Origin of the sequence: Amycolatopsis panacis (assembly GCF_003600245.1) — a bacterium.
Classification (GTDB): domain Bacteria; phylum Actinomycetota; class Actinomycetes; order Mycobacteriales; family Pseudonocardiaceae; genus Amycolatopsis; species Amycolatopsis sulphurea.
Window position 1 is genome coordinate 1 of the sequence record NZ_QZFV01000120.1, and the last position, 21,592, is coordinate 21,592.

16 protein-coding genes and 1 rRNA gene are annotated in these 21,592 nt (G+C 68.9%); 6 read left to right on the forward strand and 11 right to left on the reverse strand.

What is annotated here, in order from left to right:
- From D5S19_RS25555 to D5S19_RS25570, 4 genes are all read right to left on the reverse strand, one after another.
- Positions 1 to 104, reverse strand: a 16S ribosomal RNA gene (locus D5S19_RS25555); the annotation flags it as partial.
- A gap of 440 nt (positions 105 to 544) precedes the next feature.
- Positions 545 to 2,113, reverse strand: a complete 1,569-nt coding sequence (locus D5S19_RS25560) for an amidase (RefSeq protein ID WP_120025941.1) — start codon at positions 2,111 to 2,113, stop codon at positions 545 to 547.
- 25 nt (positions 2,114 to 2,138) lie between these two features.
- Positions 2,139 to 3,482: a type I glutamate--ammonia ligase gene (glnA, locus tag D5S19_RS25565; protein ID WP_120025942.1), complete on the reverse strand. Its 1,344-nt coding sequence runs from the start codon at positions 3,480 to 3,482 to the stop codon at positions 2,139 to 2,141.
- A gap of 77 nt (positions 3,483 to 3,559) precedes the next feature.
- Positions 3,560 to 4,840: an MFS transporter gene (locus D5S19_RS25570; RefSeq protein WP_120025943.1), complete on the reverse strand. Its 1,281-nt coding sequence runs from the start codon at positions 4,838 to 4,840 to the stop codon at positions 3,560 to 3,562.
- 92 nt (positions 4,841 to 4,932) lie between these two features.
- On the opposite strand from D5S19_RS25570, the gene D5S19_RS25575 reads away from it, so the two are divergent.
- Positions 4,933 to 5,580, forward strand: coding sequence for an LppX_LprAFG lipoprotein (locus D5S19_RS25575; protein ID WP_120025944.1), 648 nt, complete (start codon positions 4,933 to 4,935; stop codon positions 5,578 to 5,580).
- Between the two features lie 79 nt (positions 5,581 to 5,659).
- A complete protein-coding gene (locus D5S19_RS33330) occupies positions 5,660 to 5,863 on the forward strand; it encodes a hypothetical protein (RefSeq protein WP_325050320.1) in 204 nt (67 codons plus the stop codon).
- A gap of 52 nt (positions 5,864 to 5,915) precedes the next feature.
- On the opposite strand, the gene D5S19_RS33620 is transcribed toward D5S19_RS33330, so the two are convergent.
- Positions 5,916 to 6,047 carry a hypothetical protein gene (locus D5S19_RS33620; protein WP_267901156.1) on the reverse strand — a complete coding sequence of 44 codons (132 nt, stop codon included), beginning with the start codon at positions 6,045 to 6,047 and terminating at the stop codon, positions 5,916 to 5,918.
- 276 nt (positions 6,048 to 6,323) lie between these two features.
- The gene (locus D5S19_RS25585; protein ID WP_233574159.1) at positions 6,324 to 7,946 is read right to left on the reverse strand and encodes an alpha/beta hydrolase; all 1,623 of its coding nucleotides are present in this window, start codon (positions 7,944 to 7,946) and stop codon (positions 6,324 to 6,326) included.
- Between the two features lie 83 nt (positions 7,947 to 8,029).
- Here D5S19_RS25585 and secA2 point away from each other — a divergent pair, with 83 nt between their 5' ends.
- The 3 genes from secA2 to D5S19_RS25600 all read left to right on the forward strand — a co-directional run bounded on the left by secA2 (position 8,030) and on the right by D5S19_RS25600 (position 13,133).
- Positions 8,030 to 10,384: an accessory Sec system translocase SecA2 gene (gene secA2, locus D5S19_RS25590; RefSeq protein WP_120025946.1), complete on the forward strand. Its 2,355-nt coding sequence runs from the start codon at positions 8,030 to 8,032 to the stop codon at positions 10,382 to 10,384.
- Between the two features lie 130 nt (positions 10,385 to 10,514).
- Complete coding sequence (locus D5S19_RS25595; protein WP_120025947.1) at positions 10,515 to 12,233, forward strand: NAD+ synthase; 1,719 nt, start codon at positions 10,515 to 10,517, stop codon at positions 12,231 to 12,233.
- Between the two features lie 366 nt (positions 12,234 to 12,599).
- Positions 12,600 to 13,133, forward strand: a complete 534-nt coding sequence (locus D5S19_RS25600; RefSeq protein ID WP_098511155.1) for a methylated-DNA--[protein]-cysteine S-methyltransferase — start codon at positions 12,600 to 12,602, stop codon at positions 13,131 to 13,133.
- Positions 13,134 to 13,804: 671 nt separating this feature from the next.
- Here the strand turns inward: D5S19_RS25600 and D5S19_RS25605 are convergent.
- The 3 genes from D5S19_RS25605 to lysX form a co-directional block, all read right to left on the reverse strand.
- Positions 13,805 to 14,386 (reverse strand): DinB family protein, encoded by a 582-nt coding sequence (locus D5S19_RS25605; RefSeq protein WP_098511157.1) that lies wholly within the window; start codon positions 14,384 to 14,386, stop codon positions 13,805 to 13,807.
- Positions 14,387 to 14,393: 7 nt separating this feature from the next.
- Positions 14,394 to 14,999 carry a hypothetical protein gene (locus D5S19_RS25610; protein ID WP_233574160.1) on the reverse strand — a complete coding sequence of 202 codons (606 nt, stop codon included), beginning with the start codon at positions 14,997 to 14,999 and terminating at the stop codon, positions 14,394 to 14,396.
- Positions 15,000 to 15,114: 115 nt separating this feature from the next.
- Entirely contained in the window at positions 15,115 to 18,441 is a 3,327-nt protein-coding gene (lysX, locus tag D5S19_RS25615; RefSeq protein WP_120025948.1) for a bifunctional lysylphosphatidylglycerol synthetase/lysine--tRNA ligase LysX, read from the reverse strand.
- A 245-nt stretch (positions 18,442 to 18,686) separates the two neighbouring features.
- Between lysX and panB the strand changes: the two genes are divergently transcribed.
- Complete coding sequence (gene panB, locus D5S19_RS25620) at positions 18,687 to 19,565, forward strand: 3-methyl-2-oxobutanoate hydroxymethyltransferase (protein WP_120025949.1); 879 nt, start codon at positions 18,687 to 18,689, stop codon at positions 19,563 to 19,565.
- 39 nt (positions 19,566 to 19,604) lie between these two features.
- On the opposite strand, the gene D5S19_RS25625 is transcribed toward panB, so the two are convergent.
- Positions 19,605 to 20,522: a cytochrome c oxidase assembly protein gene (locus D5S19_RS25625; protein ID WP_233574161.1), complete on the reverse strand. Its 918-nt coding sequence runs from the start codon at positions 20,520 to 20,522 to the stop codon at positions 19,605 to 19,607.
- Between the two features lie 43 nt (positions 20,523 to 20,565).
- On the reverse strand, positions 20,566 to 21,507 hold the full coding sequence (locus tag D5S19_RS25630; RefSeq protein ID WP_120025951.1) for an undecaprenyl-diphosphate phosphatase: 942 nt from the start codon (positions 21,505 to 21,507) through the stop codon (positions 20,566 to 20,568).
- Positions 21,508 to 21,592 lie beyond the last annotated feature (85 nt).

The following is a 21,592-nucleotide window of genomic DNA, read 5'->3' on the forward strand; positions in this document are numbered from 1 at the left end:
CCGTTCGCCACTCATCCACACCCGAAGATGCTTCAGCGTTCGACTTGCATGTGTTAAGCACGCCGCCAGCGTTCGTCCTGAGCCAGGATCAAACTCTCCAACAATGAATGAGTCAATCCAGACTACAAAATACAATCTCAAAGGAAACCCCGACGAGGGGTTTCAAAATACAAAGCTCTACTGGCTTAGTTCACTAGCACACTGTTGAGTTCTCAAGCAACACACCCACAACCAACCCGCAAGCGAGCCGATCATCAGCGTTGTTTCAAGCTATTGGTCGAGCATGCCGATACCTGCGAGGTTAGTCGTAGGGATTCGACGGCCGCTCGTGGGCCGACGCTGAACTTTACCTGGTCCGTTTCGCGGTGTCAACCGCTCGGCCCTGGCGCCTGGCCCGGGAGGCTTTCGGCCCCGCCGGCCCGGTGTTCCTGGCGACGAAGAGAAGATTACATGCCCTGCAACTGCCCGAAAACAGGGGGGTCACTTAACGGGATCGAAGCTGGTCAGAGGCTGTGCGGCGAGCGGGGCAAGGCCAGCGGCTCGGCTACCCGGCCACGGTGCCGGGGAGTGTGGGCAGGAATCGAGGTGGGAAGCGAGCCGGAGCGACGCGCGTGTAGTCCGCGGCCAGCGCGAGCAGGCGGGCGTCCGTCCACTGCTTCCCCATGAACGAGATGCCTACCGGAAGCGGGCCGACTGCGCCGGCGGGCACTGTCACGTCCGGGTATCCGGCGACTGCGGCCGGGGTGGACGACGGGATCACGTCGTCGTCTCCGGTGGTGCAGTCGGTCCGCCAGGCGGGTGGGTTCGTGGGAGAGGCGATGGCGTCCAGGTGGTGCTTCGCCAGGGTTTCGTCGAGGGAGCGGCGGGCCAGGTCCGACAGTTCTGCTCGGTTGATCAGGTAGCCGGGGTCACGCGGGCCGGGCGCGACCAGCGCTTGTTCGAAAAGTTCCTGACCGGCGAAGCAGGTGCGTTCGCGCGGGTCACGGCGGTTGTACGCGATGAGGTCCGCGAGGGTGCGCGGGCCGGTCGGGCGGGTCGCGAGGTAGGCATCGATGTCGCGGTGGAACTCCGTGAGCAGGGCCGGGAACTCGAGTTCGGCCAGGCGGTCCTGGTACGGCGGCGTGACCTCGACGACGGTGGCGCCGGCTCGCTGCAGAGATTCCTTCACGTGGGTGACCACGGCGTCGGTGTCGGGACCGAGGACAGGCAGGCGCCACAGCCCGACGCGAGCCCCGCGAAGGGCGCCGGGGTGCAGCAGCGCGGCGTAGTCCGTGGGCTGGTCGTCGGGGTAGCGCGCGGTGGCGGGGTCCGACGGGTCGCGGCCCTGCAGTACCGACAGGGTCAGCGCGGCGTCGACGACGTTGCGCGCGATCGGGCCTGCGGTGTCCTGTTCCGCGGAGATGGGCACGACGCCGGTACGGCTGACCAGGCCGAGGCTTGGTTTGTGCCCGACCGTCCCGGTCATGCCGGCCGTGCACACAATCGAGCCGTCGGTCTCGCTGCCGATCGCGACCTGTGACAGCGACGCAGCGACGCCCGCGGCGGAACCGGCGGACGACCCGCACGGGTTGTGGTCCAGGACGTATGGGTTGTGGGTCTGGCCGCCGACACCGGACCAGCCGGACGTCGGCTTCTTCGCGCGGAAGTTCGCCCATTCCGAGAGGTTCGCTTTGCCGAGGATCACCGCGCCGGCGTTTCGCAGCCGGGTGATCAGCGTGGCGTCTTCCGCGGGACGGCTGCGGAGCGCGCGGGAACCTGCGGTCGTCTGCTGGTCACGGGTGTCGACGTTGTCCTTCACGAGCACGGGGATGCCGTCGAGTGGGCCACGGACGCGGCCGGCGTCGCGCCGTACGTCGCTGGCTGCGGCTTGCGCGAGCGCGCGCGGGTTGACCGCGAGCACTGCATTGACCTGTGGGTCAATCGCGCGGATTCGAGACAGGTACGCGGTGGTGAGGGCGACTGCGGTGAGCCGGCCGGACGCCATACGAGCCTGTAACACCGGAATGTCGGCACTGTCGAGATCGAAGGAGTCGGCAGTGGCCACACCAGGCGCCAGCCCCACGGCCAGAGTTGCGGCGAACGCAGTGGTCAGGACCGTGCGGAAGCTGGGCATGGATGGCGCCTCCCGGTTGGAGGGGTCAGAGCATGGGCAACAGCGTGCGGAGCTCGTAGGGAGTGACCGCGCTTCGGTAGTTGTCCCACTCCACGCGCTTGTTGCGCAAGAAGAAGTCGTACACGTGCTCACCGAGCGCTTCCGGCAACAGCTCCGACCGCTCCATCTCTGCCAGCGCTTCGCCGAGGTTCTGCGGCAGCTGGGCGTACCCCGCTGCGCGGCGCTCGGAGTCCGACAGCTGCCAGATGTTGTCCTCGGCAGGTGGCGGCAGCTCGTAGCCCTTCTCGATGCCCTTCAGGCCGGCCGCGAGGATGACCGAGTACGCCAGGTACGGGTTGCACGCGGAGTCGAGGGTACGGATCTCCACCCGGCGGGAGGACGCCTTTCCGGGTGAGTACATCGGCACCCGGACCAGCGCGGACCGGTTCGCGCGGCCCCAGGACACCGTGGTCGGTGCCTCGCTGCCGCTGATCAGCCGCTTGTAGGAGTTCACCCACTGGTTGGTGACCGCGGAGATCTCCTTGGCGTGCTGCAGCACCCCGGCGACGAACGCTTTGCCGGTCTCGGACAGCTCGTGCGGGTCTTCCGCGTCGTAGAACGCGTTGCGGTCACCTTCGAACAGGCTGACGTGGGTGTGCATGCCCGACCCGGGTTGGTGGGTGAAGGGCTTGGGCATGAACGTCGCGCGTACGCCCTGGGTCAGCGCGACCTCCTTGACGACGTAGCGGAACGTCATCACGTTGTCGGCCATGGTGAGCGCGTCGGCGTAGCGAAGGTCGATCTCCTGCTGCCCCGGAGCCCCTTCGTGATGGCTGAACTCGACCGAGATGCCCATCGCTTCGAGGGTCTCGATGGCGTGCCGCCGGAAGTGCGTCGCGGTGGCGTGACTGGCCTGGTCGAAGTAGCCGCCGTTGTCGGCAGGCTCGGGCTCGGTCCCGTCGTCGGGGAGGCTGGAGAGGAGGAAGAACTCGATCTCGGGGTGCACGTAGCAGGTGAAGCCCGCTTCGCCGGCCTTCGACAGCTGTCGGCGCAGTACGTGGCGCGGGTCGGCCCAGGACGGCGAGCCGTCGGGCATCGCGATGTCGCAGAACATGCGCGCCGAGTACGGACCTCCGTCCGGCGTCTCCCATGGGAGCACCTGGAAGGTGGACGGGTCCGGCTTCGCGACCATGTCGGACTCGTACACCCGTGCGAAGCCCTCGATGGCCGAACCGTCGAAGCCGATGCCTTCGCTGAAGGCACCCTCCAGTTCGGCGGGCGCGACCGCGACCGACTTGAGGAACCCCAGCACGTCGGTGAACCACAGGCGAACGAAACGGATGTCGCGCTCTTCCAGAGTGCGGAGCACGAATTCCTGCTGGCGATCCATGGCCGCACCCTAACGAGGACGTGTTAACGGGATGTTTCACGGGTCGCCGAGACGGTGCCCACCGAACGTGCGGCCGGTCACGGCACTGTGGCGGGCTGGGTGTTCCCTGATCGGGTGATGGCCACCGACGCGATCGAAGCGATCACGGCCAGGCCCGCGGCGACGTACCAGGCGAGTGTGTAGTCACCGAGCTGATCTCGGACAACGCCGGCCGCCGACGCGGCGAAGGCGGCCCCCAGCTGATGGCAGGCGAACACCCAGCCGAAGGCGATCGGACCGGCTTCGCCGAAAGCGCGCAGGCACAGTGCGACGGTCGGCGGCACGGTGGCGACCCAGTCGAGACCGTAAAACAGGATAAACGCCCACATACTCGGCTGAACCGAATTTGTGAACAGCTGGGGCAATAGGGCGAGAGAAAGTCCCCTCAACGCGTAGTAGACGCCGAGCAGGATGCGAGGATCGACACGGTCGGTCAGCCAACCGGACGCGACGGTCCCAACCACGTCGAAGATCCCGACCAGCGCGAGCAGGCTCGCGGCTGTGGTCTGCGGCATGCCGTGGTCGTGTGCGGCCGGTACGAAGTGGGTACCGACGAGACCGTTCGTCGTCGCGCCACAGATCGCGAAGCCGACTGCGAGGAGCCAGAACGACCGCGTACGCGCGGCTTGCCACAGCACTGTCAGAGCACGCAGGGCGGAGCCAGTCTTCGGAGCAGGGCGAACGACCGCAGTGCCCTCAGGAGCGCCGTACGCGACAGTGCCGATGTCGGCGGGGTGGTCACGCACCGCCAGGAGCACGACGGGGACCACAGCGAGTGCGGAAATAGCGATGACGAGCGACGCAGTACGCCAGCCGTCGTGCGTAGCGAGCGTCGCGACCACAGGGAGAAAGACCAGCTGTCCTGTAGAGCCTGCGGCCGTAAGGACGCCCGTAACGGCACCGCGGTGACGTACGAACCAGCGAGTGGTCACTGTGGCTGCGAAGCTCATCGCCATCGACCCGGTGCCGACACCGACGAGTACGCCCCAGCAGAGGATCAGCTGCCAGCTGGAACTCATGAAGACTGTGCCGCCGGCTCCTAGGGCGACGACGAACAGTGCTGTCGCAGACACCCGGCGGATACCGAACTTCTCCATTAGCGCTGCTGCGAAGGGCGCGAAGAGGCCGTACAGCACCAGGTTGACCGAAACAGCGGCACCGATGGTCGCGCGGGACCATCCGAACTCTTCGTGCAGTGGGTCGATCAGAACGCTGGGCGCGGCACGGAAGCCGGCAGCGGCGAGCAGCGCGACGAACGCAGCCGCGGCGACGAGCCATGCGCGGTGGAGACGAGGGGCGGGACGGGTCTCGACGGTCACGGTTGGTGAGTCTTCGGCACTGCGGCGACCGCCGGAAGTGGCCTGGAGGCCACTATCCGAAAGAATCCGGCCAGCCGAGTACGCTCCCGGGCATGCTCAGCCGACGCCTCCTGCCGGCGCTGCTGCTTGTCGGTCTGGTCGGCGGTTGCGCAGCGTCATCCCCACTCCCCCGCGGCAGCGAGTTGCTGAGTTCTGCCACAACGACCTTTGCCGCGGTGCGAAGCCTGCATTTCTCTGTCCGTGTGAACGGCGTACTGCGCGCGCTGCCGCTGAGCAAGCTCGACGGAGAAGCGAGCGTCGAGAACGGCGGACACGCGACCGGCACTGCGGAACTCGCGAACAGCAGCGGCAAACGGGACTTCTCCTTCACCGTCGACGGCGATGCAGCGTCCACGAAGGACGCGAAGGGCCAGACGCAGCACGGTCCGACGACCTTCACCGTGCACCGGTTCGTCGATCCGGACGGTGGCTTCGTCGCTCTGCTGAGCGCCCTTCGCAACCCGACGACGGAGATCCGCGAGACGGTCCAGGGCGTCGATGGCTACCGCGTCGGCGGGACCTTGCCGCAAGCTGTCGCCGCGCGATTGGTGCCGCAGATCCATACCGACGTGAACGTGAAGGTGTGGGTCACGGTCGCGCAGCCACACCGCTTCGCACGGCTGTGGCTGCAAGTGCCTCCCGAGACGATCCAGGACAGCCCGGTGATGTTCGAAGTCCTGCTGACACAGCAGGTTCCCTAGGGTGAACAAGAGCTAGTCGGCGCTGCTGATAGCGCTCGGCATCGACAATTTCGGCGCAGGGTTGTTTCTTCCGCTGACGTTGGTCTACCTCACCCAAGTCGTGGGGCTTTCGCTGACGACAGCCAGCGCTGCAGTCACTGTCGGCACACTGAGCGGTCTCCTTGTTCCGCCCCTCGCGGGGCGCCTCGTCGAGCGGGTGGGGGCTCGGGCGACGGTGATCGTGGCCCAGTTGCTGCAGGCGGCGGGAGCATTGGGCTGCCCGGCGCGGTCCTCGCCTTGCTGACCGTTCTCGGCGCTTCGTTGGGCACATTGGTCCTGCGCGTCGGGCTCTCCCGTCACGCGGCGATGCGGCTCGCAGCTGTCATCGTCGCAGTCTGGTGTGCGGCCTGCGCCGCGACGATGCTGCTGCCCACCGCACCGCGCCCGCCGTACCTCCTCGCGTGCACGTTGCTGATTGCGACGGCCAATCTGGTTTCCAGCGGGCGAGCCAACGCCCTCGCCGATGCTGCGGCACCACGCGCGCGAGGCCGCTACCTCGCGGCGTTTCAGTACGCGTTCACCATCGCGGGAGTCGTCGCGCCAGACGTCACCGGGCTGTTTTCTGTGGCCGCTGGCTGCCTTGGTTGTTGGTCGCTTCGCTCGCACTCGCCGGCGCTGTCGCGTTCCGCTGGATCATTCCTCGCTTGCCGTCCCACGCACTCGTCACGGCCGAAGTAAGCCAGTCATAAGGCAACCGCCCGCGTTCAGCTCCCCTGGCAGCGAGTGCCTTCGCTCGGCGTGGTGCCGTCGATCAGGTACGCGATGCCGACCTTGTCCACACAGTCGTTGCCCTGCAGGAACGCCGTGTGCTGGGTGCCTTCGAAGGTGAGCAGCGAGCCACCCAGTGCCTTGGCCAGGTTCACGCCGGCCTGGTACGGCGTCGCGGGGTCGTTCGTGGTCGAGATGGTGAGCGTCTTCGGCAGGCCGGGCACGTTCGGCTCGTGCGGCTGCGAGGTGTTCGGCACCGGCCAGAAAGCGCACGAGTCACGCGCTGAGCTGGCCTGCCGGCCGTCATCGAGGAACGGCGCGACCTGTACGTACCTCTCCTGCGATTCGAGGATCTGCTTCGGATCGGTGACGCGTGGGTCATCGACGCAGCGGATCGCGGTGAAGGCGTCCTGAGTGGTCCCGTAGCGGCCCTCGGGACCACGCTCGTTGTAGATGTCCGCGAGCTTCTCCAGCGTGGCGCCGCGCTGCTGCTTCAGCTCGTTCAGCCCGGTGTTCAGGTACTCCCACAGATTCTGCTGGTACAGCGACTGGATGGCACCCGTGGTCGCGTCTTCGTAGGACAGCTTGCGGCCGTCACCGACGGGCACCGGGAAGTCGATAAGCCGCCGCGTGAGGTCCTGAAACCCCTTCGTCGCCGCGGCCGGGTCAGGGCCGAGCGCGCAGTCCTGTCGAGCCGCACACCACTTCGCGAACTCACCGAACGCAGTGCCGAAACCCTGCCCCTGTGCGACCAGCGCTTGGCCAGGCGTCTGGTCCGGGTCCACCGCGCCGTCGAGTACGAGCGCGCGCACGTTCTTCGGGAAAGTCTCCGCGTACGTCGACCCGAGGCGCGTGCCGTACGAGTAGCCGAGGTACGTCAGCTTCTCGTCCCCAAGGACGCTGCGAAGCACGTCCATGTCCTTGACGACGTCGCGCGTGCCCACGTGCGCAAGCATGTCGTCGCCGTACTTCGTCCGCTGTGCGCACTTCGCGGCGAAGTCCTTCTGCTGCTTCTCCTGCTTCACGACACCTGCCGGCGACCCGTCGGTCTCACTGTCGTCGGCACGCTCCGCGTCGCGCTCCTGATCGGTGTAACAGCGGATCTGAGGTTCGCTCGCGCCGATCCCCCGCGGGTCGAAACCGACCAGGTCGAAGCGTTTGCCCAGGTCGTTCTTGGCCACCTGGTCGACCATGCCGGCCGCGGCGACCATGCCGGAGGCGCCGGGCCCGCCCGGATTCAGCACGAGCGAGCCGATCCTGTCGCCCGGATCGCTCGCCCGATGCCGCAGCAGGCCGAGGGTGATGGCCGGGCCGTCCGGTTTGTCATAGTCCAGCGGGACCGTGAGCCGGGCGCACTGAATACCGTTGGCCCGGAAGGCGGACTGCGCGTCATCCGAGGTCGCGTAGGGTGCACACGCGGCCCAGGTCAGGCTCTGGCCGTAGAAGCGCGCCAGCCCGGCGGGGACCGGCCCGACCGGGGGGTGCGATTCCACGGACGGCTCTGGCCCGGTCTGGCCGGAGTTAGACGAGCACGCCGCGAGCGTGCCGGCGAGCAGGCCGGACACCGCGAGCGCGACGATTCGGTGGGCGTGAGAACTGGCGCGGAGATGCTGGAGCACGGTTTGATCGTGCCATCCGGCCGCGGAACTCCGGCACACCACCGGCACGTTGAGCATGCGGGGCCGGCGGCGGACACAGCGAGATGAGGAGACCAGGGGTGGCACTGATCAGCCGGGTGAGCAAGCGGCTTCGCCGGATCATCCAGCGGCCGGGCAGCGTCGAGCTGACCCGTTACGAGGGGCTGCTGCCCGCGGTCGAGAAGCTCGAACCCGAGGTGGAGAAGCTGGCCGACGCCGAGCTGACCGAGCGCGCGGAGAAGCTGGCCGGTACCCTCGGCGGCGCATCGACCTACACCGACGACCAGCTGGTGGAGATCTGCGCGCTCGGCCGCGAAGCGGCCAGGCGGGCACTCGACGAGCGCGCGTTCGACGTACAGCTGCTCGGGACGATGGGCCTGCTCACCGGACACGTCGTGCAGATGGAGACCGGTGAAGGCAAGACGCTCGCCGGTGCGCTCGCCGCCGCCGGGCACGCGATGCGCGGCCGCCGCGTACACGTCGTCACGGTGAACGACTACCTCGCCCGACGCGACGCGGAGTGGATGGGGCCGCTGTACGCGCTTCTCGGCGTCACTGTGGGCTGGGTCGAGCCGTCGCACACGAAGGACGAGCGCAAGGACGCCTACGACCGGCAGGTCACCTATGGCGCTGTCGCCGAGATCGGCTTCGACGTGCTTCGCGACCGCCTGGTGACCACGGTGGACGACCTGGTGCAGCCGGCGCCGGAGGTGGCGATCGTCGACGAGGCCGACTCGGTGCTGGTCGACGAGGCCCGCGTACCCCTGGTGATGGCCGGTTCGATCGACCACAACGACGCCGACGAGGAGGTCGCCAAGGTCGTCCGGCGGCTGCGGCTCGGCCTGCACTACGAGACCGACACCGACGGCCGCAACGCCTGGCTGACCAGCGCGGGCGCCTCGGTCGTGGAGAAGTCGCTCGGCGGCATCGACCTGTACGGCGAGTCCGGTTCGGAGCGGCTGGCCGCGGTGAACGTCGCACTGCACGCGCACGCGCTGCTCACCCGCGACGTGGACTACCTGGTCCGCGACGGCAAGGTCCAGCTCATCAACGCCGCGCGCGGCCGGGTCGCCGAGCTGCAGCGCTGGCCGGACGGCCTGCAGGCCGCCGTCGAAGCGAAGGAGCAGGTCACCGCCACCGACCGGGGCGAGATCCTCGACTCGATCACGGTGCAGGCGCTGCTCGCGCGCTACCCCGAGGTGGCGGGCATGACCGGGACCGCGGTCGCGGTGGCCGAGCAGCTGCGCGAGTTCTACCGGCTCGAGGTCGCGGTGATCCCGCCGAACACGCCGAACGTCCGGACCGACCAGCAGGACCGGATCTTCGCCTCGCCGTCGCAGAAGCTGCGCGCGATCGAGGAGGAGATCCGCACGGTGCACGAGACCGGGCGGCCGATCCTGGTCGGCACCCAGGACGTGGCCGAGTCCGAGGAGCTGGCCGAGAAGCTGGCGAAGGCCGACCTGCCGTGCGTCGTGCTCAACGCGCGCAACGACGCGGAAGAAGCGGCGATCATCGCCGAAGCGGGCAAGAAGAGCGCGGTCACGGTGTCCACCCAGATGGCGGGCCGCGGTACCGACATCCGCCTCGGCGGCACCGACGGCACAACCCGCGAGGAGGTCGCCGAGCTGGGCGGCCTGCACGTGATCGGCACCGCGCGGTACCCGTCGAGCAGGCTCGACGGGCAGCTGCGTGGCCGCTCCGGGCGGCAGGGCGACCCGGGCAGCGCGATCTTCTTCGCCAGCCTGAACGACGACCTGGTGCTGTCCAACGCACCGGACCTGCCCGAGGGCATCGACTCCGACAGCGAGACCGGCGAGATCACCGACCCGGCCGCGCACCGGCAGATCAACCACGCCCAGCGCGTGGCCGAGGGCGTCGACCTGGAAATCCACCGCAACACCTGGCGCTACACCCGGCTGATCGAACGGCAGCGCGCCGAGCTGCTGGAACACCGCGGCAAGGTGCTGCGCACCGGGCTGGCCGCCGAGGAGCTGGAGAAGGCGCAGGCGGAGAAGTTCGCCGAGCTGAAGGAGAAGCTGGACGACACCGAGCGGCTCGAGCAGGTGTGCCGTGAGGTGCTGCTGTTCCACCTCGACCAGCTGTGGTCGGATCACCTGGCCTACCTCACCGACGTGCGGGAGAGCATCCACCTGCGCGCGTTGGCCAGGGAGACCCCGCTCGACGAGTTCCACCGCGCGGCGATTCCGGAGTTCCACAAAATCATCCCGGAGTCGGCGACGCGGGCGGCCAAGACGTTCGAGGAGGCCGCGATCACCGAGGACGGCCTCGATCTGGCCGAGGCCGGGGTGCGGCGGGCCAACACGACGTGGACGTATCTGGTGCACGACAACCCGTTCGACTCGGACTTCGAGCAGACGATCAAACGCGTCCGCAGCATGATGAAGCTCAAGAAGTCCTGACCCCGTCCCATGACGTGACGAAGGCTGTGAAGGGTCCCTTTACGGACGCTGAGTCCGTGAAGGGACCCTTCACAGCTTGCTGGCTCACATACGCTTCGCTGCGACCGGCGGGGTGGGCCAGAATGGCGGCATGCCGCAACTGCGCATCGCACTGGCCCAGGTCAACACCACCGTCGGCGACCTCGACGGGAACACGGCGCTCACCGTCGAATGGACGCGGAAGGCCGCCGAGGCCGGTGCACACGTCGTCGTCTTCCCCGAGATGTCCCAGACCGGGTACCCGGTCGAAGACCTCACGCTGCGCCGTACGTTCGCCGACGCGTCTGTGCGCTCAGTGACGGAGCTGGCCCGCAGGCTCGACGAAGCAGGCTGCGGTCACGTACTCACGTACGTCGGCTACCTCGATCACGACGAGGTCGGTCCGCGCGACGCGGCGGCAGCGCTGTACGGCGGCGAAGTCGTCGCGCGGCAGTTCAAGCACCACTTGCCGAACTACGGCGTCTTCGACGAGCACCGCTACTTCAAGCCCGGCACCGAGCTGGAAATCCTGCGGCTGCACGGCGTCGACATCGGCATGGTGATCTGCGAGGACGTCTGGCAGGACGGCGGCCCCATCTCGGCACTCGGAAAAGCCGGCGTGGGCCTGGTGGTCGCGCCGAACGCGTCGCCGTACGAACGGTCCAAAGACGAGCAGCGGCTGCCGCTGGTGGCCCGCCGTGCCGCGGAGGCGGGCGCCCCGCTCGTGTACACGAACCAGGTCGGCGGCCAGGACGACCTCGTGTTCGACGGCGACTCGCTGGTGGTCGGCGCGGATGGTGAGCTGCTCGCGCGAGCGCCACAGTTCGTGGAGCACCTGCTGGTACGCGACATGGAGCTGTCCGGCGCGTCAGGGTCCGAGGGCGAGTTCGACGGCCTTCGCGTACACCGCCGGGTACTGAGCGACGCGCCCCTGCCCGCGTACGCGGCGTCGAACGACCCGGTGATCAGTGAACCCCTTTCGGACGAGGCCGAGGTGTGGTCGGCGCTCGTCGTGGGGTTGCGCGACTACGTGCACAAGAACGGCTTCACGACGGTCATGTTCGGCTTCTCGGGCGGCATCGACTCCGCGGTGTGCGCGTCGCTGGCGGCCGACGCGTTGGGCGGAGACAACGTGTACGGCGTTTCGATGCCGTCGAAGTACTCTTCGGGACACTCGAAGGACGACGCCGCAGACCTTGCCCGGCGGATCGGTGCGCACTACCGCGTCGAGCCGATCGAGGACATGGTGCGGGTGTACGTGGATCAGCTGAAGCTGACCGGGCTGGCCGAGGAGAACATCCAGGCGCGCGTACGCGGCATGCTGCTCATGGCACTGTCCAATCAGGACGGTCACCTCGTGCTGGCGACCGGCAACAAGACCGAGCTGGCCGTGGGCTACTCCACCATCTACGGCGACGCCGTGGGCGCGTTCGCGCCGATCAAGGACCTGTTCAAGACGCACGTGTGGCAGCTGGCGAGCTGGCGCAACGCGGAGGCGGTCAAGCGCGGCGAGACGCCGCCGATCCCGGAGAACTCGATCACCAAGCCACCGTCGGCGGAACTGCGCCCGGACCAGAAGGACACCGACTCGCTGCCGGACTACGCGCTGCTCGACGACATCCTGGACGACTACGTCGAGGGAGACCGCGGCTACTACGAACTGCTCGAAGCCGGGTTCGACCCGGAGACCATCGACCGGGTCGTGCGGATGGTCGACCGGGCCGAGTACAAGCGGCGGCAGTACCCGCCGGGCACGAAGATCACCTTCAAGGCCTTCGGCCGCGACCGGCGGCTGCCGATGACCAACGGCTGGCGGGAACACAAGTCCTGAGCCGCTTTCCCGGCGTGGCGATCCGCGGGAACCGGGACACCGCCCCGGTCGACGAGACCGTGCGCGGCGAGAACTGCTGACCGTCCGATGTGGACACTTGCCGTTATCCGCAGGCCCGGGTTCCATGCGCCTTTCGCCCTTGCGCGTAACGGCTATCCGGCCGGGTCACACCGATTCGAGGATCGCCGCGGCCCCCGTTCAAGTGGAAGCGCAGACGGCCCACGGGCGGGATCTGAGCGGGTTCTTCCGAGCGTGGTTCGACGATCCGCGCGGACCGGTATCCGCGGCGCGGTTCGCTGAAGCCGCGAACGGGGTGGTGTCGGATTTCCGCCGGTTTCGGTCGGAGGTGGCTCGTAGGCTGTCGGTATGACGGTCGAATTCACGGTGTTCGATACACCGATCGGAGCGTGCGGGCTCGCCTGGCGAGACGGTGCCGTGGTCGGCACCGCGCTGCCGGGCAGTTCGGCAGCGCGCACCCGGGCGCATCTGGTCGCACGTTTTCCGGATGCGGCCGAGGCTCCGGTGCCGGACGTGCTGCGGGAGACCGTGGACGGGATCGTCGCACTGCTTTCCGGCGCCCGGACGGATCTGCGCGCGGTGCCGCTGGATTTCCGGGATGTGCCGGATTTCCACCGCCGGGCCTATGACGTGGCCCGCGGGATTCCGCCGGGCAAGACGTGTACTTACGGGGATATCGCGCACGAACTGGGTATGCCGGGATCCGCGCAGGCGGTCGGGCAGGCGATGGGGCACAACCCGTTCCCGATCGTCGTGCCGTGTCACCGGGTGCTGGCGGCGGGCAACAAGCCCGGCGGGTTCTCCGCACCCGGCGGGGTCGAGACGAAGCGGCGGATGCTGGTGATCGAGGGGGCATTGCCGGAAGAACCGACGCTTTTCTGACGGCGGTGTGCCGGAGCGGTGGGGTGGGGCGGCGGGGAGGGGTTCTGCCGTTCGAGGTTCTGGAGTTCGGGGTTTCGGACGTTCGGGGTTCTGCCGTTCGCGGGGTAGCCGGTCGGGGTTCTACTGGTCGAGGTTCTGCCGGTCGGGGTGGCCGGTCGGGGTGGCCAGTCGGGGTTCTGGCGCTTAGGGAGTGGCCGGTCGTGGTTTATGTGTCCGGAGGCTGGCTGGGCGGCGTTCGGGCCGGCAGTGGGGGTCGGTCCAGGCGTTCAGGCCAGCCGAGCGCGGTCCGGGCGGGCACGGTCCGGTCCGGTCCGGTCCGGGCAGGCGTTCCGGGCAGGCGTTCCGGGGTCCGACCGGGCGGGGCTGTGCTGGTCGTGGGCACGGAGGCCCTGACAAGATCCGCATTCGCGGCCGCGATGCCGAACCTGCCGGGGACGCTGGGGGAGCCTGGGACGCTGGGGACGAAGCGACCAGACACCGATCCGGCCTGTGTGGTCACCCACATCGGGGATGCCGGTCACCTGCCCGAAGGACACCACCGCCCAACCCACAACCAGTCACCAGCCCGAAGAGCATCACCACCCAACCCGCAACCGATCACCGGCCCGGCCGGGCAGCACGGGCACCCCAAACCCACCGCGACCGAAATCGGCTAAGAACGGCCCCGCCGGTCAGGAAGCGGGAGTCCAGGGCTTGATCCACTCCGTGGCCGGCCAGCCCTCCATGGCCGCTTGCAGGGGCAGGGCGGTCGCGCCGTCGAGGGATTCGCGGATGATGTCGGCGTGGCCCGCGTGGCGGGCGGTTTCCTCGATGAGGTGCAGCAGGACCCAGCGGACCGTCCAGGCGTCCAGGTCGGCGGGGTACCACGGGACGTCCTTCGGGACGGGGACCGGGGTGGTCAGGTCCGTGATCCCGGCGATGGCCTGCTCGGTGCGGGCGGCAGTGCGGGCGTACTCGGCCAGGGTGGCTTCCAGGGTTTCCGCCGGGCCGAAGGTGTGACTGTCGATCATCCCGGGGAGGGCTTCCGCGAACGGCTTCTGCGGGACCCGCAGCACCATGTCGATCCAGTTGTTCTCGGTGGCCGCGACGTGTTTCACCAGGCCGCCGACGCTCAGGGCGCTGGCGCTGGGTACGGCGCGGGCCTGCTCGTCGGTCAGGCCGTGGGCGGCCGCCTTCAGTGCGGTGCGCTGCTGAGCCAGGATTTCGAGCAGACCGGTGCGCTCGTCAGCGGCGGGAAGGGCGTTCGCGGACATGGTGACCTCAGTTCGGATTCGGTGGTCTCGTGCGATCCAGCATCGCATCCGCCACCGACGATTTTCGCGTCTTCGCCAGCGGCGTCCGGAGCACATAGGCCCCGCCGATGAGAATCACCACCGTGTGGGCGACATGCTGCGCCCGGCTGAACACCCCCCGCCAGCCCGCCGGGCCGAGCGCCACCAGCATCCCGGCGACCAGCACCAGCGTCAGCCCGCCGAGCGCCCACGCCCGCCAGCCCGGCGGCCACCACATCACCAGGCTCACCGTGCCCACCGCGAACACCAGGTTCATCAGGACCCGGATCGGCGCCGACTCGGGCGCGGCCGTGCCGATCACGAGCAGCAGGCCGAAGCCGGCCAGGGTGAGCGCGCTCAGCCGCCCCGTCCAGCGCACCGGGACCAGCCGCATCAACGGAGGCCCGGCGGCCGCGAAGGACAGCCCGGCGATCCCGGTCGTGACCTGGAACAGCGGGTTCGCGAGCAGCAGATCCGCGGTCGGCTGGGTGACCGGCGACACCCCGGTGGGCACCAGAAACTCCAGCAGCCACGCGGAATACGCCAGCACCCCGAGTCCCATGAGGACGATCGCAGCGAGTCGCGCAGCACGCACCCGCACACCCTAGGCGACCGGCCGCGCCGTTGCTCGTGGCGGTGTCACAGCCGAGACCGGACCGACACCTTTCCTGTGTATTGTGCTCGGGCGGTCACCGAGCGCAGCCGGAGCCTCATCCCTGCGGGCGAACGAACGGGAAGAGCACCGTCTGCCGGATCGAGGCACCGCTGAGCAGCATCAGCAGCCGGTCGATGCCCAGCCCCAGCCCGCCGGTCGGCGGCATCCCGTGTTCGAGCGCCAGCAGGAAGTCCTCGTCCAGCTCCATCGCCTCGACGTCCCCGCTCGCCGCGCGCAGCGACTGGGCCTCCAGCCGCCGCCGCTGCTCGATCGGGTCGGTCAGCTCGGTGTAGGCGGTGCCCACCTCGGAGCCGAACGCGATCAGGTCCCAGCGCTCGGCCAGCCGCGGGTCGGCCCGGTGCTGCCGCGTCAACGGCGACACGTCGGTCGGGTAGTCGGTGTAGAACGTCGGCAACACCGTCGAGCCTTCCACGAGGTGCTCATGCGCCTTCAGCACGAGGTCGCCGTGCCCGGCCTCCTCCGGCACGGTGATCCCCGCCGCGGTGCACAGCCGCCGCAGCACCGGCACCGGGGTCTCCGAGTCGATCTCCTCCCCCAGCGCCAGCGAGACCGCCTCGTGCACCGGGATCACCGGCCAGTCCCCGGAGATGTCGTGCTCGGCCATCCGGCCCTCGGCGTCCACCCTGCGCACGATCTGCGCCCCGAACGCCGCCTCGGCCGCGTGCTGCACCAGCTCGCGGGTGAGGTTGCGCATCGAGTTGTAGTCCGCGTACGCCTGGTACGCCTCCAGCATGGTGAACTCGGGGTTGTGGGTGGCGTCCACGCCTTCGTTGCGGAAGTTCCGGTTCAGCTCGAAGACCCGCTCGACCCCTGCCACGCACAGTCGCTTCAGGTACAGCTCCGGCGCGATCCGCAGGTACATCCGCATGTCGTAGGCATTGATGTGGGTGATGAACGGACGCGCGTTCGCCCCGCCGTGCACGGTCTGCAGCATCGGCGTCTCGACTTCGAGGTAGTCGCCCTGGTGCAGGTGCTCCCGCACCGCGCGGACCACAGTGGAGCGCAGCCGCAGCATCTGCGCGGACTCCGGGTTCACGGCCAGGTCGAGGTAGCGCTGCCGGACCCGGGTCTCCGGGTCGATCAGGCCCCTCCGCTTGTCCGGCAACGGATGCAGGCACTTCGCGGTGACTGTCCACTCCTGCACCAGGACGGACAGCTCGCCTCGGCGCGAGGTGATGATTTCGCCGCGTACGCCCACGTGGTCGCCAAGGTCCACGCCCTTGCGCCAGCCGGACAAATCGAGCACCTTCGCGTCCAGCATCAGCTGCAGTTCGCCGGAAAAGTCCTTGATCCGGGCGAAGCACAGGCCACCGAGCGTACGGAGCGCGAGCACCCGGCCGGCCACCCGGACCCGGCGCCCGGTCCGCGCGTCCGGCTCCAGGTCGGAGAACTCGTCCGTGAGATCGCCCAGCAGGTCTTCGCGGCGGAAGCCGACCGGGTACGGGTCCACGCCGAGCTCTCGCAGCTTGTCGAGCTTCGCGACGCGTACGCGTACCTGCTCCGGACGGCGCTTCATCCGCGGCACCACGCGCGCCGCTGCTTCTTCGTCGATCTTCCGAACCTCGGCGACGAATTCCTCGCCCACGTTCTCCAGCCGCAGCGCGCGGCTCCGGCCGGTGGGCAGGAAGCCTTCCAGCGCGCCCGCGACGATGCCGACCCGCGGCAAGCGGCGCGCCGAGGAGTAGCACAGGAACCGCGGTTCCCAGGCCGGGCCGTACTTGGCGTTGGAGCGGTACAGCGATTCCAGCTGGAAGAACCGCGAGAACACACCCAGAATCCCGCGCCACGCGCGCAGCACCGGACCCGCGCCGATCCGCTCTCCTTCGGAGAAGACCGCGCGGAACATCGCGAAGTTCAGCGAGATCCGCTGCGCACCGAGCTGCGGGGCGGCCGCGACCACCTGCGCGACGAGGTACTCGTTGAGACCGTTCTCCGCGTCCCGGTCGCGCCGCATGAGGTCCAGCGAGAGCCCACGCCTGCCCCACGGCACAAAGGAAAGCAGCCCGCGCAGCCGTCCTTCCGCGTCGTAGGCCTCGACCATGACGCTACGGCCGTCGCTCGGATCACCGAGCCGGCCCAGCGCCATCGAGAAGCCGCGCTCGGTCTCCTCGCCGCGCCACTGCTGGGCGTGCGCGAGCAGTTGCACCAATTCTTCCTGCGGAATCTCCCCGTGCCGGCGCACCTGAGCGGTGTAGCCGGCCCGCTCGATCCGCTTCACCGCCTGCCGCACGGACTTCCGTTCCGGCCCGGTGAGCGAGAACTCGCGGACTTCGAGAACTGCTTCGTCGCCGATTTCGAGCGCACGCAACCCTGCCGCGGTATAGACCTTCGCGCCACTCTCGCTCGCGCCGAGTACGCCCGGCGTCCAGCCATACATGTACGCCTCGCCGAGCCACACCCGTACCGCGTCGGCCCACGCATCGGGGTCGCCGATCGGGTCCGCGCTCGCCACGCTGGTGCCACCGAGCACCCGGTACGTCACCGCGGCGCGGCCGTTGGGCGCGAAGACGACGCTCTTGTCCCGCCGCGTCGAGAAGTAGCCGAGAGAATCGTCCTCGCCGTACTCGGCGAGCAGCCGGCGCAGCCGCAGCTCTTCGTCGTCCGTCCGAAGCCGACGGCTGCGCTCTCCACGGAACAGCGTGTACAACGCGGCCGTGGCGACGAACGTCGAACCGAGGTCCAGCAGCGCGTCGACCCAGCCCGGCCCTTCGCCGACGCCGATCCGGCGCAGCGGCAGGTTCTCCCCGGTGGCGTGGTTGACCACCCAGGCGAACCCTTCCCAGCTGTCGCCGAGCGTGCGCGGGAAAAGCTCGACCAGCCCCCAGCCGACGAGAATCACCAGAAGCAGCCCGCCGAACAAGGTCGCCAGCCCGTTCCACCACGCCCCGGGCGCCAGCCGTGCGGGGAAGGCCGGACGGAGCGTCCACAGGAGAACGATCAGCACCACCGTCACCACGTCGGCCACGGTGAGCACGGTGAGCTGGGTGGGGATGTGCCGGATCTGCCGGGCGTTCATCGAGAGCAGGTCCGGCGCCCACAGCAGCGTCGCCTGGATGCTGAGTGTGAGCAGCAACCCGGCGAACTGGAACAGCAGCAGGGTGTAGAGCGCCGCCCGCTTGCGACGGCGCAGGGCCGCGCCGAGCACCACCAGCAGCAACACGATCACCAGGCTCGCGCTGGTCGGTAGGCTCAGCGCGGAGAACATCGCGTCGATCAGGCCGAGCAGATGCCCGCGGCTGCCGCCGGCCAGCAGCAGCACGATCGAGTAGAGCGCCGCGAGCTGCACGATCGTGGCCGTGACGCCCCCCGCCTTGGCTTTCCAGGCCGGGATGTGCGCACGAGCACTCACTGGGGTTCCCATGGAGACCTTTCTCTGCGGCGCAGCCGATCCACCTCGGGAACGGGTGCGCCTTCCACATCGCGGACGTCGGTGCGCCCGCCGTTCTCAAGGACGCCGGAACCCGGCCTCGGGTTGCCGATCATCCGGCGTGTGAAGCTGGTCGCACGACCTTGGGTGCCGCTGCCGCCCGTGTCAGGCTGAAACCGGTACTGATTCCACGACCCGGGGACCTCATCGAGGCCTCGAGGGAAGGACGGTCGACAAAGATGTCTGCTCTCTCCTCTGCTGGTGGCCCCGGCGAACTCGCCGCTCCGTACGGCACCGGGCCGGCCGCCGCGCCCGCCACCGGCCGCAAGGTCCGCATCCATCACCTGCGGGAGCTGAAGGAACGCGGGGAACCGTGGCCGATGCTCACTGCCTACGACATGTATACCGCCGAACTCTTCGACGAGGCGGGCATCCCCGTGCTGCTGGTCGGCGATTCCGCGGCGAACAACGTGTTCGGCTACGACACCTCGCTGCCGGTCACTGTGGACGAACTGCTGCCGCTCGTCCGCGCGGTCACCCGCTCGGTCAAGCGCGCGCTCGTCGTGGCCGACCTGCCGTTCGGCTCCTACCAGCTCTCGCCGGAACAGGCGCTGGCCACGTCGGTGCGGTTCATGAAGGAAGGCCGCGCGCACGCGGTGAAGCTGGAGGGCGGACGCCGGTTCGCCGCGCACGTCGAAGCACTCACCTCGGCGGGCATACCGGTGATGGGCCACATTGGATTCACCCCACAGAGTGAGCACAATCTCGGTGGCTACCGGGTGCAGGGGCGCGGCGAAGCGGCCGAAGTGCTGCTCGCCGACGCGCTGGCCCTGCAGGAGGCCGGGGCGTTCGCGGTGGTGATGGAGATGGTGCCGGCCGAGGCCGCCAAGCGCGTGACGCACGAGCTGAAGATCCCCACCGTCGGTATCGGCGCCGGCCCGGACTGCGACGCCCAGGTGCTGGTCTGGCAGGACATGGCCGGGCTGCGGCGCGGCAAGGCGCCGCGGTTCGTCAAGCGCTACGCCGATCTCGCGGGCGTACTGCAGGGCGCGGCCACGGCGTTCGCCGAAGACGTCCGGCGGGGCGAATTCCCCGCGCCCGAGCACGCGTTCCACTGAGCCTTCCACCTGAGTGCGCTCCTATGAACGGCCCGGGGCTCATCGGCGGCGGAACCGCGCCGCCAGCTCCGGGTCGTTCTCCCACCACAAGCCGCTCGCCGGAGCCTCGCCGGCTTCGGCCTCCTCGTCGAGCCGCCGGTCGAGCTGCTTCGCGCGTTTCTCGTCGTCGCGTGCCCAGCGGATGAACAACGCGCCAACGAACGGCAACCCGGCCACGTCGCCGCCGATCCACAGCACGCCGGCACCGATGATCTGATCGGTACGCGGATCCGGCCCCCAGCCGCGGTGCGCCGCGTCGTAGTGCGCGGGCGCGAGCAACGGGCCGAGCCACAGCACCAGGCCGAGCGCACCGTCGAAGATCACTTCGGTGAGCGAGATCCACACCGACACCAGATGCGCCCCGGCGCGTGGCGTGGGGTCGAGCTGTATCCGGCTGTAGAAGTAGAGGAACCCCGCGAGCACGAGGGCCACCCGTACAAGTCCGCCCACAGCGGTGGAATCGAGGGTCAGCGCGTACAGCGGCGTGAGATAGAGAACGAGAAACGGGGCGATCAGCACCACGGTGACGATCAGGGGGAACGTCACGAACCGTGCGAGCGGTCCACGGCCGTACCGGCACAGTTTTCCGGCGAGGCCCGGCGGGGCGACGCGCATCAGCAACGTCACCGGCGCACCGAGGGCGAGCAGCAGCGGGATGACCATCAGCAGCACGGTGTTCTGCGTCGCGCGGACCCAGAACAGCGTGCTGTCGTACACCCCGATGAACGAGCAGGTGACCACGAGAAGGGTCGCCAGCCCGCCGAGGAACGCCGTGGTCCGGCCGGGCGGCCAGGACGCCTGACGCCGCGCCGCGCGCAGGTAACCGGCACCGAGCACGAGAACCACCAGCACGGCCGGGACGTCGAGGGTCCAGGCCGTGAAGAAGCTCGATCCGCTCAGTGGCGGGGGCGTCGGCACGGTTTCAGTGTGCACCCGCGGGAATTGCGCGCGAAGCCAGCCCTCACAACGTGAAGACGAGCAAGCTGCCGATTCCGGCGACGCCGCAGTAGACGGCGAAAGGGGTCAACGTGCGCGTTTCGAAGTATTTCGTCAGAAAACGGACAGAAAAATAGGACGCGATGAAAGCGACCACGCTGCCGGCCAGCGCCGGGCCGAGCGAGGAACTGTTCTCCGGGGCGAACAGCGAGGGCATCTTGAGCACACCCGCGGCGAGGATCACCGGGGTGGCCAGCAGCCAGGCGAACCGGGCCGCGTCCTCGTGCCCCAGCCCGCGCCGGAGCCCGGCGACCATGGTGATCCCGGACCGGCTGATGCCCGGCAGCAGCGCCAGGATCTGCGCCGAGCCGATGAGTACGGCCTCCTTCACGCTCAGCTTCGACAGCCGCGCGTCGGTCGCCTCCTCCACCGTGACCGCCCGCATCACCAGCGTCTCTTCGGCACTGAAGTCCACGGTCTCCTCGTCCCGCGCGGGTTTCGCGGCCGCCGGCCGGACCCGGGAGAACCGCTCCGCGGCGTAGAGCACCCCGCCGTTGAGGGCAAGGAAGATCGCCACCGGCACCGGTTTGCCGAGCACGTCCCGCAGCAGGCTCTCCAGCAGCAGGCCGGCGATCCCGACCGGGATCGTGGCCAGCACCAGCAGCCAGGCCAGCCGCTGATCGGCGGTGCGCACCTCGCGGCGGCGCACGGAGGTCCACAGCCCCCCGATGATGCGCACCCAGTCGCGGCGGAAGAACAGCACGAGCGCGAGCGCGGTGGCCACGTGCATGGCCACCAGCACCGCGAGGTAGGGCGAGTCCTTGCCGAGGCTCAGGTCCTGCGCCCAGCGCCCGCCGACGAGCGCGGGCAGCAGCACGCTGTGCCCGAGACTGGACACCGGAAACAATTCCGACACCCCTTGCAGGGCGCCCACCACAATGGACTCGACGTAGCTGACCGCGGACATTCGCGAGGCCTTTCGACGCGTCGGGTTCAAGATTCCTGCGAAAACTACCCAGCGGCAGGTTAACCATCGGCAAGGCGACGGCGGG